Below are 15269 nucleotides of genomic sequence, written 5' to 3' on the forward strand. Positions count from 1 at the left end.
ATCAGGTCGGGGGGTAGACGGCTCGGTGCGCGGTGGCGATCGCCGCCGCGTAGGCGGTGCCGGTCAGCGCGCGGTCGCGGGCCAGGGCCGCGCGGGCCGCGTTCGCGCCCGGTGCGCCGTGCACCCCACCGCCCGGGTGCGCCGACGAGCTGGCCAGGAAGAGTCGGTCCACCGGGGTGTCCGCCCTTCCCAGGCCGGGAACCGGGCGTAGGAACAGCTGCTGGTACGCGGCGGAGGTGCCCCCGCCGAGCGCGCCACCGACCAGGCTCGGGTCGCCCTTCTCCAGGTCGGCGGGCCCGGCCACGTGCCGTCCCACGATGAGCTGCCGGAAGCCCGGGGCCGCCGCCTCCAGCACGTCCTCCATGCGCTGCACGTGCCCGGCGATCTCCTCGGCCCGCCAGTCCTGCCGAAACGGCAGATGGGTGTACGACCAGAGCGACTCGGTGCCCGGCGGTGAGTGGCTCGGGTCGGCCACGGACATCTGCCCGACCAGCAGGAACGGGTCGCGGGGCAGTTCGCCGCGGGCGAGTTCGCCGGCATAGGTGGTCATTCCGTTCAGGTCCGCGCCGAGGTGCACGGTGCCGGCGCCGGCGACCTCCCGGTTGGTCCACGGCACCGGGGCGGAGAGCGCCCAGTCCACCTTCAGCGTGGAGCCGTCCCACCGGAAGTGCGCCAGGTCCTCAACCAGCCGCGACGGCAGTGCCGCCGGCCCGACGAGGTCGAGGTAGAGGGCCGGGGCCGGCACGTCGGCGAGGACGGCCCGGCGGGCCCGCCACAACGCGCCGCCCTCGGTGCGCACGCCCATCGCCCGGCCGCGCGCGGTGAGCACCCGGTCGACCCGCGCGCCGTAGAGGATGCGGCCACCGCGCTCGGACAGGCGGGCCACGAGCGCGTTGGTGATCTGCCGCGCGCCGCCGTCGGGCACCGGCCAGCCGACCTGCTGGCCCAGCATGGCCAGCAGCCAGCCGTAGACGCCGGAGCCGGCCTCCTCGGGGGACAGGTCGGTGTGCAGGGCGCACCCGGCGAGCAGCGCCGGCCCGCCCGGACCGTCGAACAGCTCGTCGCCGAGCTTGCGCACCGGCACCACGAGTCGGCGGGCCAGCCGCAGGGCGCCCGCGACCCGCAGCCGGCGCAGCAGGCCCAGGCCGCCGCGCACCGGCGGGAACGGCGTGGTGATGGCGGTCAGCATCGGCTCGGCAACGTCGAGCCAGTCGGTGTACGCGTCCAGCCAGCGCTTCCCGTCGCCGGGGGCGAACTGCTCCAGCGAGGCGGCCGTGACGTCGGGATCCCGGTTGATCACCGCCGCCCGGCCGTCGGGCAGCAGGTGTGCCAGCACGTCCGGGGCGTGCCGCCAGGACAGCCCGTACCGGCCCAGGTCGAGCCCGTCGAGCACGGGCGAGGCGTACCCCAGGGGGTAGAACGAGCTGTAGAGGTCACTCAGGTAGCCCGCTGCGGTCACCTCGGCGGACTGGACCGCGCCGCCGGGTACGGCGGTCGCCTCCAGCACCATCACGTCCCATCCGGCGTCGGCCAGCAGGTTCGCCGCGACCAGGCCGTTGTGCCCGGCGCCGACGACGACGGCGTCCGCGCTCTGCGCGCCGGCGGTAGTCACCCGATCCGCCTACCCGGCGCGCAACCGGGCGAAACGCGTTTGTCTCGCCGGGGCCGGGGCATCCAGCGCCGCATGTACACGGTTGCGCAACTGGTGGGCGGGGTGTGGGGCGCGGGCGGGGCCGGCGGCGAGCTGGTCGTCCACGATCCGGCGGACGGCGAACCGGTCAGTTCCGTGCCGGTCGCCACGGCGGACGAGGTCGGCAAGGCGGCCCAGGCGGCGCGGGAGGCGGCAGCGCCGTGGGCGGCGACCGCGCCGGCGGAGCGGGCGGCGGCGCTGCACCGGGCGGCGGACGCGGTCGCGGCCGTCACCGACGAGCTGGCGGCGGCGGTCACCGCGGAGATGGGCAAGCCGTTCGCGGACGCCCGCGGCGGCGTCGAGGCGGGCATCGGCACCCTGCGACAGTACGCCGAGCTGGCCCCGCTGCGCGGCGGGCGGACGTTGAACGGCGCGGCGGAGGCGGTGGACTTCATGACGCCCCAGCCGCGGGGCGTGGTCGCCGCCATCACCCCCTGGAACGACCCGGTGGCGGTGTCCTGCGGACTGCTCGGCGCGGCTCTGGTCACCGGCAACGTGGTGCTCTACAAGCCCAGCGAGCGAACGCCGGCGACGGGCTGGCTGCTGGCGCGGGCCCTGGACGAGGCGCTGCCCGCCGGGGTGCTGTCCCTGCTCACTGGTGGTCCGGAGGTCGGCGCGGCGCTGGCCGCACAGGACGTGGACGTGGTCGCGCACGTCGGTTCCACCGCCACCGGGCGCACGATCGCCGCCGCCGCGGCCCACACCGGCGCGAAGGTGCTGCTGGAGAACGGCGGCAGCGACCCGTTGGTCGTCGACGCGGGAGTCGACCCCGACTGGGCGGCGGAGCAGGCCGCGCTCGGGGCGTTCGCGAACGCCGGGCAGATCTGCGTCGCGGTGGAACGAATCTACGTACACCGGGATGTGGCCGACGACTTCGTGGCGGCGCTGGTGCGGCGGGCCGGCGCGCTGCGGGTCGGGCCGGGCCGGGACCCGGGCACCGAGCTGGGCCCGCTCGTCGACCGACGGCACCGCGACCACGTGCACGGGCAGGTGAGCGCGGCGGTGGCGGCCGGCGCGCGGGCGCGTACCGGCGGAGAGGTGCCGGACGGGCCCGGGGCGTACTACCCGGCGACCGTGGTCACCGACTGCCGCCACGACATGGTGCTGGTGCGGGAGGAGACGTTCGGCCCGGTCGCCCCGGTGGTGGTGGTCGACTCCTTCGACGAGGCGCTGACCTGCGCGGCGGACTCCCCGTACGGGCTGGCCGCGACGGTGTTGACCGCGTCGATGAGCCATGCGCAGCGGGCCTGGCGGGAGCTGCCGGTGGGCACCGTGAAGATCAATTCGGTGTTCGGCGGGGCGCCCGGCGGTGCCGCCCATCCGCGCCGGGCCAGCGGGCACGGCTTCGGGTACGGGCCGGAGCTGCTGGACGAGTTCAGCGCCACCAAGGCGGTGCACATCGAGGCGCCCGGCGGCGGGCACTGGTGAACGGTACGGGCGGACGCAGGGGTGGCGCGTCCGCCCGTACCGTGCTGTGCGTGGGTCAGTCGCCGCGAGCCTTGCGGGTGGCCCGGTCGTTGGCCTTCTCGATGGCCGTGACCAGCTCCGGCTTGGTCATGCTCGACCGGCCGGGTACGTCCAGCTTGCGGGCCACCGACATGAGGTGGTCCTTGCTGGCGTTGGCGTCCACGCCACCGGCGGTGGGTGCGCGCCGCTCCGGGCCGCCGCCGGCGGCCTGGCGGTCGCTCGGGCCCTTGCGGCCCTTCGGCTCCCAGTGGTCGCCCACCTTCTCGAACTGGTGCTTCACCGCCGCGAAGGCGGTGCGGTGCGACCGCTCGCCCTCGCCGTAGGTGTCCACCGCCGAGTCGTGTGTCTTCTCCCAGGTGCGCTGCGCCTTGTCCGGCGAGCGTCGCAGCGTGCTGGGCATGTCCTCGCGCCCGGGCATCTCGTCCTCCTGGAGTGTCGACAGGGTCATTGATGACCGTTCCCCGCGGGCGGGACGGCAAACACGGCCGTGCCGGCCCGGGTTTGTCGATTTCCCGCTCCGGGTATCGGCCCGGCCAGGCCCGACCGGACGACCGGTCATCCGGTGGCCGGGGCGCAGGGAGCGGGCATGACGACCACGGAGCCCGGTACGACGCGCGACGGCGCAGACGACGCGCAGGTGCCGCGCCGGGTGCGGCAGCTGAGCTGGCGTACCTGGCGTGGAGTGCTGGTGCGCAGCGTGCAGAACTTCGTCACCGACAACTGCTCGGACTGGGCCGCCGCGCTGACCTACTACGGGGTTCTGGCGCTCTTTCCGTCCGCCATCGTGGTGGTGGCCCTGGTCGGCCTGGTCTCCAGCGGCGAGCAAACCGTCGACACCGTCGTCGACCTGGCCAGGCAGGTGGGCGCCGGCTCGGTGCTGACCGACGACGAGAACGGCGTGATCGGGGTGATCCGCGCCGTGGTGCTCCAGCAGAGCAACCCCAAGCTGCTGCTGAGCTTCGGTCTGCTCGGCGCGCTCTGGTCCGCGTCGGGTTTCATCGGTGCGTTCACCCGCGCCTCCAACGCCATCTACGGCGTGACCGAGGGGCGGCCGGTCTGGAAGCTGCGGCCGTTGCAGATCGGCCTGGCCGCGATCACCCTGGTGCTGCTCGCGGTGGTCGCCCTCGGATTGATCGTCAGCGGGCCGGTCACCGACGCGGTCGGCGACCTGATCAACGCCGGCGGTCTGGCCCGCACGGTCTGGAGCGTGGCGAAGTGGCCAGCGCTCGCCATGATCATGATGGCGTTGCTGTCGCTACTGTTCTGGATCGCCCCGAACGTCCGCCAGCCCCGGTTCCGCTGGCTCACCCCCGGCGGCGCGGTGGCCCTGGTCTCCTGGGCGGCGGTCTCCTTCGGCTTCGGCTTCTACGTGGCCACCTTCGCCTCGTACAAGACGACCTACGGCAGCCTGGGCGCGGCCATCGCGTTCCTGGTCTGGCTCTACCTGTCCAACTCCGCCCTCATGCTCGGGGTGCAGATCAACGCCGAGGTGCAGCGCGGGCGGCAGTTGCAGGCGGGCGACCCGGCCCCGGAGGAGCCGGTGCTGCCGCCACGAAAGGCCGCCGACTCCTGAGCGCCGGTGTCTGCCCGGATGTCCGGCCCGGGGGCCGGTTCGTGACGCGGTGCCGGTTTACCGGGCGGGGTGCCGGGTAGCGCAGAAGGCATGGAGCGTGGCAACAGCAAGCACGGACCGAGGATCGACGAACAGATGAGCCAGGAGGTCAGCGGCCTCGTGCAGGGGCCGGGGACCGGTGGCTCTCGGGTCGAGGAATCCCGGGTGCCGGAACCGGCCGGCGAGGACCAGCCGGAGACCACCACGGCACCGGCGGGCGACCTGCGCACCGGCACCCCGCAGGGGATGAGTTCCACCGACGTCGAGCAGCGCAGCCGGCTCGGCCGGTTCATCTCCATGAGCGCGCTGCCCGGCGACCGACTGGTGCTCATCGCCAGCGCCCGGGAGAACGACGCGCCCGACGACATCGTGGCGGCGCTGGAGCGGCTGCCCGAGGGCACCGAATACCAGACGGTCTCCGAGGTGTGGGCCGCGCTCGGCCACAAGAACGAGACAACTCGCTGGTGAGCAGGATCGTCCCCCGATCCGGCCATCACCCGCGACCAGAGGAGGGTTCCTGATGAGTGGCGTTACCGAACACGTCGAGGTTTCCGTACCCGTGCGCACCGCGTACGACCAGTGGACGCAGTTCGAGGAGTTCCCCCAGTTCATGGAGGGCGTGCAGGAGGTCCGGCAGCTCTCCGAGACGATGACTCACTGGACGGTCGACATCGCCGGCGTGAAGCGCGAGTTCGACGCCGAGATCACTGAGCAGCTGCCCGACGAGCGGGTCGCCTGGCGCTCCACCGGCGGCACCCAGCAGGCCGGTGTGGTGACCTTCCACCGCCTGGACGAGAGCAAGACCCGGGTCACCCTCCAGCTCGAGTTCGAGCCGCACGGGGTGGTCGAGCAGGCCGGCGACAAGCTCGGCATCGTCGACCGGCGGGCCAAGGGCGATCTGGAGCGCTTCAAGACGTTCATCGAGCGGCGCGGTCAGGAGACCGGCGCCTGGCGTGGCTCGGTGGACCGCCCGCAGCCGTGATCGGGCACATCGACCGAGGATGGCCGCCGGAGTTCCCGGCGGCCATCGCCGTGTCTCGGGCCGGCTGGTACCCGTTTGCGATCATCGCGCCCGGGTACGGCTGAGGTCATGACGGACGACAGGGTGTGGCGCGACGAGGAACGGCTTCCGCTGGAGGAGTTGGAGCGCGCCGTGGCGGGCTCCAGCATCGACGGGCAGGCCGACGACGTGACCGGCAACGACGCCGGTGAGGAGGCCGCCTTCGGGCACGGGCCCGCGGCGGCCGACCGGGGCGGTCAGGCCGAGGGCGCGGGGCGGGAGCCGACCGACCCTGAGCGCGCCTACCGCCCGTCGACGACTGGCCGGACCGGACCGGACAACGGATAGTCCGCATCATCGGGCAGAGCGGTCCGGGACTGGGCCGGCGTCCCGGACGCGGCGGACCCGACCGCTGGGGGCCCGGACGCATCGGAGCCGGGCCCGGTCCGCTCCGGCCCGCTTCCGGCGCCGGGCCCGGTCCGCTCCGGCCCGCTTCCGGCGGCGGGCCCGGTCCGCTCCGGCCCGCTCCCGGCGGCGGGCCGGCGGGCGCCCAGCTCGTAGAGCACGATCAGCGCCAGCGCGAGCCCCAGCAGGGCCGAGCCGAGCACCTGCACGGACACGGTGCTGATCAGCACGCCGAGGCCCGTCGGAACGAGCGCCGCGCCCAGACCGGCGGCGCCGATCTGCAACCCGATGGCCCGGTCCGCGTGCGCCGCGCCGACCCGGTCGGCGGTGGTGAGGGTGAGCAGCGGAAACACCGGCGCGGCGGCGAACCCGAGCACGACCAGGCCGAGCACGGCCAGCACGGCCGACCCGGGCACCGCGATCAGTGCCGCACCGAGGGCCATGCCGCCCAGGCTCACCCGCAACACCAACCGGGGCCCGAGCCGTTCGGCCACCACGCCCTGCACCACCCGGCCGACGAAGAGGCTGCCCCAGTACGCGGAGACGCAGCCGCCCGCCACGGCGGCGCTCAGGCCACGTCCCTGGGTGAGCAGCAGGAACGCCCAGAGTCCGGCGGACACCTCGATGGCCACGTACAGCGCGAAGGCCACTGTCCCCGACCAGACCGTCGGCAGCCGCAGCGTGGCCAGGACCGGCACCCGGACCGCCGGCGCGGCGTCGGTCGTCCCCACGCCCGGCTCGGGAGCGCGGCGCTGCCACGCGCGGACGGTGAGCGCGAACGCGGTGGCGAGGGCGAGTTGGGCGCCGGCCACGATGCCGTACCCCCACCGCCAGGCCAGCCCGGCGCTGAGCGCCGCCGTCATGATCAGTGGACCGATCGCCACGCCGAGGCCGAAGAAGGCGTGCATCCAGTTCATGTGTCGCGGGCCGAAGGCCCCGGCGGCGTACGCGTTGAGCCCGGAGTCGATCGCACCGGAGCCCAGCCCGAGCACCAGCGCGCAGCCCACGAGCACGGCCAGCCCGGGGCTCACGGCGTAGCCGGTCAGCGCCAGGCTGGCCAGCAGGGTGCTGCCGGCGAGCAGCGCGCCCACCCCGAGGCGGGCCAGCGTGAACCCGGCCAGCACGCTGGAGGCGAGATAGCCGACCGTGCCGGCGGTGAGCAGCAGCCCGACCGCCTCGGTGGGTACGCCGAAGTCCGCGCGGATCGACGGCCAGCCGACGCCGAGCAGGCCGTCGGGCAGGCCGAGGCTGACGAACGCGAGATAGGCCAGCAGGAGCAGCGTGGCGCGGGGCGGCGCGGGCGAGGTGGACACGGGACACCATCCTGCCGCAGCGCACCTTACCGGCGGCGGGAGTCATCCGTCCGTCGCGACAAGAACTCGTGTCCGGACGGTTGAGAAAGCGGACAGCTCAGCCAGAATCGACCGATCGGAGGACGGCAAACGGGCCAGTTCGCGTAAGAATTTCGGGATGCATCAAGGCTCCGGAATCCTCTCCACGCGTCAGCGCCGCCTCGCCTGGCTCGGCTTCCTGCTCGCCGCGCTGCAGGCGCCCGTGTCGGCCTGGCTCGTCTCCGACGAGTCCTGGCTGTTCAGCCTCTGCGTCGCGCTCATGGTGGCGACCGTGATCATCGCCGACGACGCCGCTCGGCGCCGGCCGGCCAACGCGACCGACTAGTCCTCGCCGGCCGGCCGGGCCTCGTGTCCCGGTCGACCCCGAGTACGGCGGCGCTCCTTCATCTCCGCCTCGTACAGGTGACGCCGCCCGCCCACCAACTCGTCCCGGGCCTGCCGGTCCAGCTCGCGGAACAGCGCGTGGTAGCCGTCGTCGAAGTCCTCGACGATCTGGAACGTCCACCGGCCGGCGATCACGTTGCGGCCGAGCAGTTCAGCGTCGATCCGTTCGGCGATGTGTGGATGTCCGGCGGCGCGGAACTGCTCCACCGCGTCGTCGAGCATCAGGTCGGCGTGCCCGATCAGCTGGTGCAGCGAGTACAGGTGGCCACGGGCCCGTTCCACGCACTCCAGCGCCTCGCCGAGCTTGCCCAGCGCCGCGACCGTCTCGTCGCTCACCCCTGCCGGCCGCCGGTGCCGCTCGTCCGGCCCGTCCGTCGGTTCCCCCATCGGTGCCTCCACGCTGTCTGCCGCCCCACCCGGCGCCGCCCGCGCTCTGTGCCGCGCTGCGCCGTCCCTCTCCTGCTGCCCCGTCTGTGCCGGATCAACCCCCGCGGCCAGCACCGACTCGTCCGGTGGCACAACCGACACCCGCCGAGCGGCCGAGGCCGACCCGGTGACCGGTCCGTTAGCCTCGGTCACCATGCGTGTGCCGTTCAACCGGGTCGACTCCCGGACCGCCGTCGAGTCGGCGCGGTCCACCCTGGCGGCCCTCACCGTCTCCGTGGGCACCGCCGGCCTCGCCGCCGCCGCCGCGCGTCCCGGACTGCTGGCGCTGGTCGACCAGCATGCCGCAGCCGTGCGGGACAGCCTGGACGGCGACCGGCGGCCGTTGACCGCCGCGACGCTCGCCGGCTACGCCGAGGGGGTACGCGAGGCCGCCCTGGAGCACGGGTGGACGCCGCCGCGGGGCCCGGTGGACTGGAGCGAGCCGGAGTGGCCGCTCACCCGGCTCGTCGCCGTCTGCGCGCTGGCCCGTTCGCTCAACCGTTCCTGACCGACCCGGTCACCCCGTACGACTCCAGGACGCGGAGAGGGCGCCCGCGTGACGCGGACGCCCTTCCCCTCACGATCGTGCCGTCGCGCCCCGCTACGGGCGGTACTGCTGGGTCTCGTCGGCCGCACCCGACTGGTACGTGCCGCGCCCACCGGACATCGTCGACTGCTCGTCGACCCGGGGCATGGCCTGGGTCCGGTCGCCGCCACGGTCGGCCATCTGCCGCTGCATGTCGCCGCGCCCGGCCGAGGCGGCCCGCCGATGCTCCTGCACCGCCCGGGCTTCCTGGGCGGCCCGGTCGAGCCAGCCGTCCCAGCGGTTCTGCATCGGCTTCACCAGACCACCGCCGACGCCGACGATCAGGATGCCGGCGACCGTGGCGAGCACCGCGATCAGCACCGGAGTGGTGACCGTGGTGGCGATACCCACCTGGTTCAGCGCGGCGATCACGCCGAGCGCGATGATGAAGATCGCCGTCAGGTCGGCCAGGACCTTGCCGTACGAGAGCCCGCCCAACGCCCCGGTGACCAGATCACGGGCGGCGTTGGCGATCGCCGCCGCGACCACCACGATGACGATCGCGATGAACGCGCGCGGCAGCCAGGCCACCACACCGCTGATCAGGTTACTGATCGCGTTGGGTCCCCAGACTCCGAAGGCGAACTGCAGGGTGAACAGCAGGACGGCGTAGTACGCCAACCTGGCCAGGATGTCGCTGGCGTCGTACTTCGTTCTCTCTAGTGCCCGTTTGATGCCTCCGCGTTCGACCGCCTGGTCGAAGCGCACCCGTTCCAGCACCGCATCCACGATCTTGAGGACCGCTCTGGCGATGAGCCAGCCGACCACGAGGATGACGATGAAGGCCACTGCCTTCGGGATGAAGAGCAGCACCGACCTCCAGGTGTCGGCGATGGCATCGCCGATGTTGGCCTGCCGAACCGCGAGGGTTTTCAGCATGATGTCCCTCCTGTCGCATGGACTGCGCCGGGCGCATACCCGGCCACCGGTACGGCAGTCCGCGCGGCTCACTGCCATTTTTCCGACAAGTCGATCGACAAGGGCCCTGACCTGCCCTAACAGTCCCACCGTCGGGCTCGGTCGCGACCCGCGCACATGATCGGATGCGGCTGGCCGACGGCCGGCTAGGCTGCGAACATGCCAGGAACGGTCGGGCGAGTCCCCACGCCAGCAATTCCGGTCCCCGGCGCATCCACCGGGCCCGGTGCGGCCGCCGTGCTCGCCCACGACTGGTCCGCCACCGCCCTCGGCCCGCGCGAGGGGTGGGATCCGGCGGTGCGGGCGGTGGTCGAGCTGATCCTCGCCTCGCCGATGCCGATGGCACTGGCGTACGGCGACGACCTCGTCCTGCTCTACAACGACGGCTACGCCGAGTTGTTGGGGAGCAAGCACCCGGCTGCCCTCGGTCGACCGGCCGCCGAGGTGTACGCGGAGGTCTGGACGCTGCCCGGCTTCGGGGACGTGATCGAGCGCGCCTACCGGCAGGGTGTGCCCTTCCTGGAGAAGGAGTCCACGCTCCCCCTGATCCGGGACAGCTCCGAAGTGGTCGAGCAGATGGTCTTCACCAGAGGTCACTCGGCCGTCCGCGACAGCGCCGGGCAGATCGTGGGAATCCTGACGGTGGCCGCCGAAACCACCCACGTTACCCAGCAGTTGCAGAGTCTCAGCGAGGTCGCCGCCGCGCTCGCCGGCACCCTCACCCTCGACGACGTGGCCCGGGTCGCGCTGCGCCACACCATCACCACGTTCGACGCCGACCGGGTCGCGTTCGTGGTGGACGAGGGTGGCGGCGGCTGGCGGATGGTGCGCCGGGTCCGCGGCGAGCTGATGGACGAGGCCGACGAGCGGTTGCCGCCGCTGTGGCGGCGGACGCCGGCGGACTGGCTGGGCCCGGTCGCGCTCGCGGCCCACTCGGGCGAGCCGTCGTTCACCTACGACGGGCAGCCGCTGCGCGAGACCGCCGTGGACCGCCACGACCAGAAGATCCGGTCGATGGCTGTGCTGCCGCTGGGCACGTCGGTGATCCGGGGTGGGTTGACGGTCGGCTACCAGGTGCCGCACTCCTGGTCGGCGGCCGAGCGGGCACTGCTGGCCGCCTCGGCGGAGCTGATCGGTCAGGCCGCGGAGCGGGCCTGGCGGTTCGAGACCCAGCACGGCACGGCCCAGTTGCTGCAACGCAGCATGCTGCCGGAGCACCTTCCCGACCTGCCCCGGCTGCGGATCGCGGCCCGTTACGACCCGGGGGTGGACGGCAACGCGGCCGGCGGCGACTTCTACGACGCGTTCCTGCTGCCCACCGGCACGCTCGGTGTGGTGCTGGGCGACGTCGCCGGGCACGACGTGCAGGCCGCGGCGCGGATGGGGCAGGTGCGGGCGGCGCTGCGGGCCCTGGCCCTGGCCGACCCGGCGCCGGACGCGGTGCTGGCCGGGCTGGACCGGCTCGTGACCAGCCTCGGTGTGGAGGCCGGCACCCATGAGCTGTTCGTCACCGTGGCGTTCGGGGTGATCGACGCCGAGCGGCGGGAGCTGACCCTGGCCAGCGCCGGTCATCCCGCGCCGCTGATCCGCCGCTGCGCCGCGGACGGCCGGTCGCACGCCGAGTACGTGGACCTGCCAGCCGGTCCCCCGCTGGGACTGGGTGGACGCCCGAGCACCGTCACCGTCGCGTTCCCTCCCGGCGACACCCTGCTGTTGTTCAGCGACGGCGTGGTGGAGCGCCGGCGGCAGAGCCTCACCGCCGGGCTGGACGCCCTCGGCGACGCCGTGGCCAAGGCCGGCACCAGCGACCCCCGCGCGCTCTGCGCGGTGGCCACCGCCGCCGTGTCCGGCGGCACCGAGGACGACGTGGCCGTGCTGGCGGTCGAGCACGCGCTCAAGCCGAGCCGGTCGACGGCGATGGAGGTGCCGGCCGAGCCGACCGCGCCCAGCCGGGTCCGGCACTGGATGACCGGCCAGCTCACCGAGTGGCGGGTGCCCGAGTCGGTGATCGGCGCGGCGGTGCTGTGCACCAGCGAGCTGACCACCAACGCGCTGCTGCACGCCGGCACGGCCGCCCGCGTGGAGATCGACCTCAGTCCGGAGCGGCTGCTGGTCTCGGTCGCCGATTCCGGCACCCGGGGCACCGTGACCCGGGCCCGCACCGACACGTTGAGCAGTCGCGGGCGCGGGTTGGGCCTGATCGAGGAGCTGAGCGACGCCTGGGGCACCGACCCGTCGGTGCGCGGGTCCACGGTCTGGTTCGAGATCCTCGTCCCGCCGGCCGAGCCGCGCTGAGTCCGACCGGCGTCGGCGATCCCGGACGAATCAGCCGACCGCCGAGCGGGTAGGAGTGCGCCCATGGCCACCGAACAACCCCACGGGGTGCTCTTCGACATCGACGGGACGCTCGTCGACACCACCTACCTGCATACGGTGAGCTGGTGGGAGGCGCTGCGCCAGGCCGACCATCCGGTGCCGATGGCGACCGTGCACCGCTCGATCGGGATGGGCTCGGACAAGCTGCTGGACCACCTGCTCGGCCCCGAGCGCGACCGCGACGACGACCCGAAGCTGCGCGAGGCGCACAACACCCTGTACACCGAGTACTGGGAGCGGCTGACTCCGCTGCCCGGAGCGGCGGACCTGCTGCGGGCGTGCGCCGAGCGGGGGCTGCGGGTGGTGCTCGCCACCTCCGCTGCGGAACACGAGGTGGCTGCGCTGCGCCGGGCCCTGAACGCCGACGACGTAATCGACACCGTCACCTCCTCGGCGGACGCGCAGGAGAGCAAGCCAGCACCGGACATTCTCGAGGCGGCGCTGGAGCAGTCCGGGCTGGCCGCCGAGCGCGTCGTCTTCGTCGGTGACTCGGTCTGGGACGTCGCCGCGGCCGGCAAACTGGACATTCCCTGCGTCGGGTTGACCTGCGGGGGCACCAGCCGGGGAGAACTCGCCGGCGCCGGCGCGGTGGCGGTGTACGACGACCCGGCCGCGCTGGTGGCCGAGCTGGCGGATTCCCCGCTCACCCGGCCGAGGTGAGACTCACTCCGGTTCACCGGGGCGCACACGCATAGCCGTAAGTCTTCCGGGGCATGGTCTCTGGCCACCTGCCCGCGCCGCGCGGGTGCGGCGAAAGGGTGGTGTCCGTGGAGCCGGTAGACGTCGCGTTCGCGCTGGTGGGCCTGGGCGCGCTGCTCGCGGGCATCCTGCCGCGGGTGTTGGAGCGCCGCCCGTTGTCCATGCCGATCGCGTTCCTCGCCCTCGGCATGCTGGTCTTCCTCCTGCCGGTCGGGCTGCCGACACCGGACCCGCTGGCCCACCCCGAGCTGGCCACCCACCTGACCGAGATCGGGGTGATCGTCGCCCTGATGGGCGCCGGGTTGAAGATCGACCGACCGTTGAGCTGGGCCGGGTGGTCCTCCACCTGGCGGCTGCTGGCCATCGCGATGCCGTTGTGCATCGCGGCGGTGGCGCTGCTCGGGTGGTGGTGGGCCGGCCTGGTGCCGGCCGCGGCGCTGCTGCTGGGCGCCGCGCTGGCGCCGACCGATCCGGTGCTCGCCGCCGACGTGCAGGTCGGCGAGCCGACCGATGTGGAGGACTCCGAGGACGAGGTCCGTTTCGCCCTGACCTCGGAGGCGGGCCTCAACGACGGCCTGGCGTTCCCGTTCGTCTACGCGGCCATCGCGATCGCCTCGACCAGCCTCGCCCCGCGCGCCTGGGTGGCCGAGTGGTTCACCGTCGACGTGCTCTGGAAGGTGGGCGTCGGTGTGGGCGGCGGCCTGCTCATCGGCTGGCTGCTCGGCAAGCTGTTCTTCCGGGCCCCCAGCGAGCTGCGGCTGGCCCGGCACGCCGAGGGTTTCCTGGCGCTGGCCGCCACCTTTTTGGCGTACGGGCTGGTAGAGGTGGCCGGCGGGTACGGCTTCCTGGCGGTGTTCGTGGCCGCGCGGGCCATCCGGGCCGCCGAGCGGACCCACGAGTTCCATTCGGTGCTGCACGACTTCGCCGAGCAGGTCGAGCGGTTGCTCACCCTGGTGTTGCTGCTGCTGCTCGGCGGCGCGATCGTGGGCGGTCTGCTCGCCCCGCTGACCTGGCCGGCGGCGGCCGTCGGGCTGGCGCTGGTCTTCCTGGTCCGGCCGGCCGTCGGCTGGTTGTCGCTGCGCGGCGCACCCGGCCGGCCGGCCGAGCACTGGGTGATCTCGCTGTTCGGCATCCGTGGGGTGGGCTCGCTCTACTACCTGGCGTACGCCACCACCAAGGCGGACTTTCCGCAGGCGGAGCTGTTGTGGGCGACCGTCGGGCTGGTGGTGCTCGTCTCCGTGGTGGTGCACGGCGTCGCGGCGACCCCGGTCATGCAGTTGCTGGACCGCGCGGGTGAGCGGACCGAAGACCCGTCCGAACGCGAGGCCCAGCCCGTCGCCGCCGCCGGGCCCCCCTGAGCAGTGGGCAGCGGCGCTCAGCCGAGGCGGGCGGCCAGCGCGCGGCCGAGGTCGCGGCCGGAGCGCCAGGCGCTCTGCACGCGGGGCTTGCCGAACGCGTCGCCGGCCAGACCGATCCCGTCGGCGTCGAGGTGGTGGGTGTTCCCGGTGAGGTCGCCGGCCGGCTTGGCGTACGTCCAGCGGTGCATGTGCACGTCGGTGGCCTCCTCGGCCAGCCCCAGCAGGTCCCGGACGGCCTGCTCGATCGCCGGTCCGGCGCCGGAGGGCTGGGCCAGGTGCCGGGCGGCGAACCCCGGCACGGTGTGCGCCACCAGCACCGGCGCGTCGTCACCGCGCCGGTCGCCGTCGTCGCAGATGAGCGAGAGCACCGGGTGGTCGTTGACGAACGCGCCGTGGAAGTGCGGCCAGCGCCGGGACGGGAAACGCAGCACCGCGGCCAGGGCCGGCGACCAGGTCTGCGCCTGCACGACCCGGGTGGCGTCGGCCAGGGCGGGATCGAGCAGCAGGGCGGCCTGCGGCCCCGGCATGGCCAGGGCGACCGCCGCGTACGGCTCGCCGTCGACGGTCGGCCCGGGCTCCACGGCGAGCACCAGCCGGTCGACGGTCACCGGCACCGCGCCGGCCAGGTGTTCGACCAGCGACCGCAGCCCGCGGGGCGCCGCGTAGCGCAGCGGACCGGGCGCGTCGCGGCGGCCGTTCGTGTCGTACGACCAGAAGGTGTCGGTCCACTCCCGGACCAGGCCGGCGGCACGCCACTCGTCGGCCACGGCGGCGAAGTCCGGGTCGCTGACGGTGAAGTACGCGGCGCCGATGTCGGCGGGGCGGCCGTCGAAGCGTTTGCTGGCCATCCGACCGCCGCGGACGTGCCCCCGTTCACGGACCTGCACCGGCACCCCGGCCCGGACCAGCTCCACCGCGCACGCCACCCCGGCGATGCCCGCCCCGACCACCACCACGCCCGAGGAGTTCACGCTCATCCGGTGATCCTAGGTGCCG

16 protein-coding genes are annotated in these 15269 nt (G+C 73.7%); 10 read left to right on the forward strand and 6 right to left on the reverse strand.

Annotation, left to right across the window (positions count from 1 at the left end):
- Position 1: 1 nt before the first annotated feature.
- A complete protein-coding gene (locus tag OG505_RS15955) occupies positions 2 to 1612 on the reverse strand; it encodes a phytoene desaturase family protein (protein WP_405434183.1) in 1611 nt (536 codons plus the stop codon).
- 72 nt (positions 1613 to 1684) lie between these two features.
- Here OG505_RS15955 and OG505_RS15960 point away from each other — a divergent pair, with 72 nt between their 5' ends.
- Positions 1685 to 3118, forward strand: coding sequence for an aldehyde dehydrogenase family protein (locus OG505_RS15960; RefSeq protein ID WP_405434185.1), 1434 nt, complete (start codon positions 1685 to 1687; stop codon positions 3116 to 3118).
- Positions 3119 to 3173: 55 nt separating this feature from the next.
- Here the strand turns inward: OG505_RS15960 and OG505_RS15965 are convergent, their stop codons facing one another.
- Positions 3174 to 3575 (reverse strand): ChaB family protein, encoded by a 402-nt coding sequence (locus OG505_RS15965; RefSeq protein WP_405434523.1) that lies wholly within the window; start codon positions 3573 to 3575, stop codon positions 3174 to 3176.
- A 168-nt stretch (positions 3576 to 3743) separates the two neighbouring features.
- On the opposite strand from OG505_RS15965, the gene OG505_RS15970 reads away from it, so the two are divergent.
- From OG505_RS15970 to OG505_RS15985, 4 genes are all read left to right on the forward strand, one after another.
- The gene (locus tag OG505_RS15970; RefSeq protein WP_405434187.1) at positions 3744 to 4730 is read left to right on the forward strand and encodes a YihY/virulence factor BrkB family protein; all 987 of its coding nucleotides are present in this window, start codon (positions 3744 to 3746) and stop codon (positions 4728 to 4730) included.
- A 90-nt stretch (positions 4731 to 4820) separates the two neighbouring features.
- Positions 4821 to 5237 (forward strand): DUF2795 domain-containing protein, encoded by a 417-nt coding sequence (locus OG505_RS15975; protein ID WP_405434188.1) that lies wholly within the window; start codon positions 4821 to 4823, stop codon positions 5235 to 5237.
- A gap of 52 nt (positions 5238 to 5289) precedes the next feature.
- A complete protein-coding gene (locus OG505_RS15980) occupies positions 5290 to 5751 on the forward strand; it encodes an SRPBCC family protein (RefSeq protein ID WP_357119737.1) in 462 nt (153 codons plus the stop codon).
- A 108-nt stretch (positions 5752 to 5859) separates the two neighbouring features.
- Complete coding sequence (locus tag OG505_RS15985) at positions 5860 to 6117, forward strand: hypothetical protein (protein ID WP_357497465.1); 258 nt, start codon at positions 5860 to 5862, stop codon at positions 6115 to 6117.
- Here the strand turns inward: OG505_RS15985 and OG505_RS15990 are convergent.
- Entirely contained in the window at positions 6072 to 7487 is a 1416-nt protein-coding gene (locus OG505_RS15990; RefSeq protein WP_405434189.1) for an MFS transporter, read from the reverse strand. The genes OG505_RS15985 and OG505_RS15990 overlap by 46 nt on opposite strands.
- A 157-nt stretch (positions 7488 to 7644) precedes the next feature.
- Between OG505_RS15990 and OG505_RS15995 the strand changes: the two genes are divergently transcribed.
- The gene (locus OG505_RS15995; protein ID WP_234588372.1) at positions 7645 to 7851 is read left to right on the forward strand and encodes a hypothetical protein; all 207 of its coding nucleotides are present in this window, start codon (positions 7645 to 7647) and stop codon (positions 7849 to 7851) included.
- Here OG505_RS15995 and OG505_RS16000 read toward each other — a convergent pair.
- The gene (locus tag OG505_RS16000) at positions 7848 to 8297 is read right to left on the reverse strand and encodes a hypothetical protein (protein WP_405434190.1); all 450 of its coding nucleotides are present in this window, start codon (positions 8295 to 8297) and stop codon (positions 7848 to 7850) included. The genes OG505_RS15995 and OG505_RS16000 overlap by 4 nt on opposite strands.
- 193 nt (positions 8298 to 8490) lie before the next feature.
- Between OG505_RS16000 and OG505_RS16005 the strand changes: the two genes are divergently transcribed.
- A complete protein-coding gene (locus OG505_RS16005) occupies positions 8491 to 8844 on the forward strand; it encodes a DUF6401 family natural product biosynthesis protein (RefSeq protein ID WP_405434193.1) in 354 nt (117 codons plus the stop codon).
- 93 nt (positions 8845 to 8937) lie between these two features.
- Here OG505_RS16005 and OG505_RS16010 read toward each other — a convergent pair whose 3' ends face one another.
- Positions 8938 to 9801: a mechanosensitive ion channel family protein gene (locus OG505_RS16010; RefSeq protein WP_405434195.1), complete on the reverse strand. Its 864-nt coding sequence runs from the start codon at positions 9799 to 9801 to the stop codon at positions 8938 to 8940.
- 198 nt (positions 9802 to 9999) lie between these two features.
- Between OG505_RS16010 and OG505_RS16015 the strand changes: the two genes are divergently transcribed.
- The 3 genes from OG505_RS16015 (at position 10000) to OG505_RS16025 (ending at position 14273) form a co-directional block, all read left to right on the forward strand.
- Positions 10000 to 12135, forward strand: coding sequence for a SpoIIE family protein phosphatase (locus tag OG505_RS16015; RefSeq protein ID WP_405434197.1), 2136 nt, complete (start codon positions 10000 to 10002; stop codon positions 12133 to 12135).
- A gap of 63 nt (positions 12136 to 12198) precedes the next feature.
- Positions 12199 to 12876, forward strand: a complete 678-nt coding sequence (locus OG505_RS16020) for an HAD family hydrolase (RefSeq protein ID WP_405434198.1) — start codon at positions 12199 to 12201, stop codon at positions 12874 to 12876.
- A 107-nt stretch (positions 12877 to 12983) separates the two neighbouring features.
- The gene (locus OG505_RS16025; protein ID WP_405434200.1) at positions 12984 to 14273 is read left to right on the forward strand and encodes a cation:proton antiporter; all 1290 of its coding nucleotides are present in this window, start codon (positions 12984 to 12986) and stop codon (positions 14271 to 14273) included.
- Between the two features lie 17 nt (positions 14274 to 14290).
- On the opposite strand, the gene OG505_RS16030 is transcribed toward OG505_RS16025, so the two are convergent.
- Positions 14291 to 15229 (reverse strand): NAD(P)/FAD-dependent oxidoreductase, encoded by a 939-nt coding sequence (locus tag OG505_RS16030; RefSeq protein ID WP_405434525.1) that lies wholly within the window; start codon positions 15227 to 15229, stop codon positions 14291 to 14293.
- Between the last annotated feature and the right edge of the window lie 40 nt (positions 15230 to 15269).

Source organism: Micromonospora sp. NBC_00617 (assembly GCF_045161355.1).
GTDB lineage: Bacteria > Actinomycetota > Actinomycetes > Mycobacteriales > Micromonosporaceae > Micromonospora.

What these genes read in the sequence shown, in the direction of transcription:
- OG505_RS16005 (WP_405434193.1), top strand. Translation starts at nt 8,491, where the DNA reads ATGCGTGTGCCGTTCAACCGGGTCGACTCCCGGACCGCCGTCGAGTCG.
- OG505_RS16000 (WP_405434190.1), bottom strand. Translation starts at nt 8,297, where the DNA reads ATGGGGGAACCGACGGACGGGCCGGACGAGCGGCACCGGCGGCCGGCA.
- OG505_RS15985 (WP_357497465.1), top strand. Translation starts at nt 5,860, where the DNA reads ATGACGGACGACAGGGTGTGGCGCGACGAGGAACGGCTTCCGCTGGAG.
- OG505_RS16020 (WP_405434198.1), top strand. Translation starts at nt 12,199, where the DNA reads ATGGCCACCGAACAACCCCACGGGGTGCTCTTCGACATCGACGGGACG.
- OG505_RS15980 (WP_357119737.1), top strand. Translation starts at nt 5,290, where the DNA reads ATGAGTGGCGTTACCGAACACGTCGAGGTTTCCGTACCCGTGCGCACC.
- OG505_RS16010 (WP_405434195.1), bottom strand. Translation starts at nt 9,801, where the DNA reads ATGCTGAAAACCCTCGCGGTTCGGCAGGCCAACATCGGCGATGCCATC.
- OG505_RS15970 (WP_405434187.1), top strand. Translation starts at nt 3,744, where the DNA reads ATGACGACCACGGAGCCCGGTACGACGCGCGACGGCGCAGACGACGCG.
- OG505_RS15975 (WP_405434188.1), top strand. Translation starts at nt 4,821, where the DNA reads ATGGAGCGTGGCAACAGCAAGCACGGACCGAGGATCGACGAACAGATG.
- OG505_RS16015 (WP_405434197.1), top strand. Translation starts at nt 10,000, where the DNA reads ATGCCAGGAACGGTCGGGCGAGTCCCCACGCCAGCAATTCCGGTCCCC.
- OG505_RS15960 (WP_405434185.1), top strand. Translation starts at nt 1,685, where the DNA reads ATGTACACGGTTGCGCAACTGGTGGGCGGGGTGTGGGGCGCGGGCGGG.
- OG505_RS15965 (WP_405434523.1), bottom strand. Translation starts at nt 3,575, where the DNA reads ATGCCCGGGCGCGAGGACATGCCCAGCACGCTGCGACGCTCGCCGGAC.
- OG505_RS15995 (WP_234588372.1), top strand. Translation starts at nt 7,645, where the DNA reads ATGCATCAAGGCTCCGGAATCCTCTCCACGCGTCAGCGCCGCCTCGCC.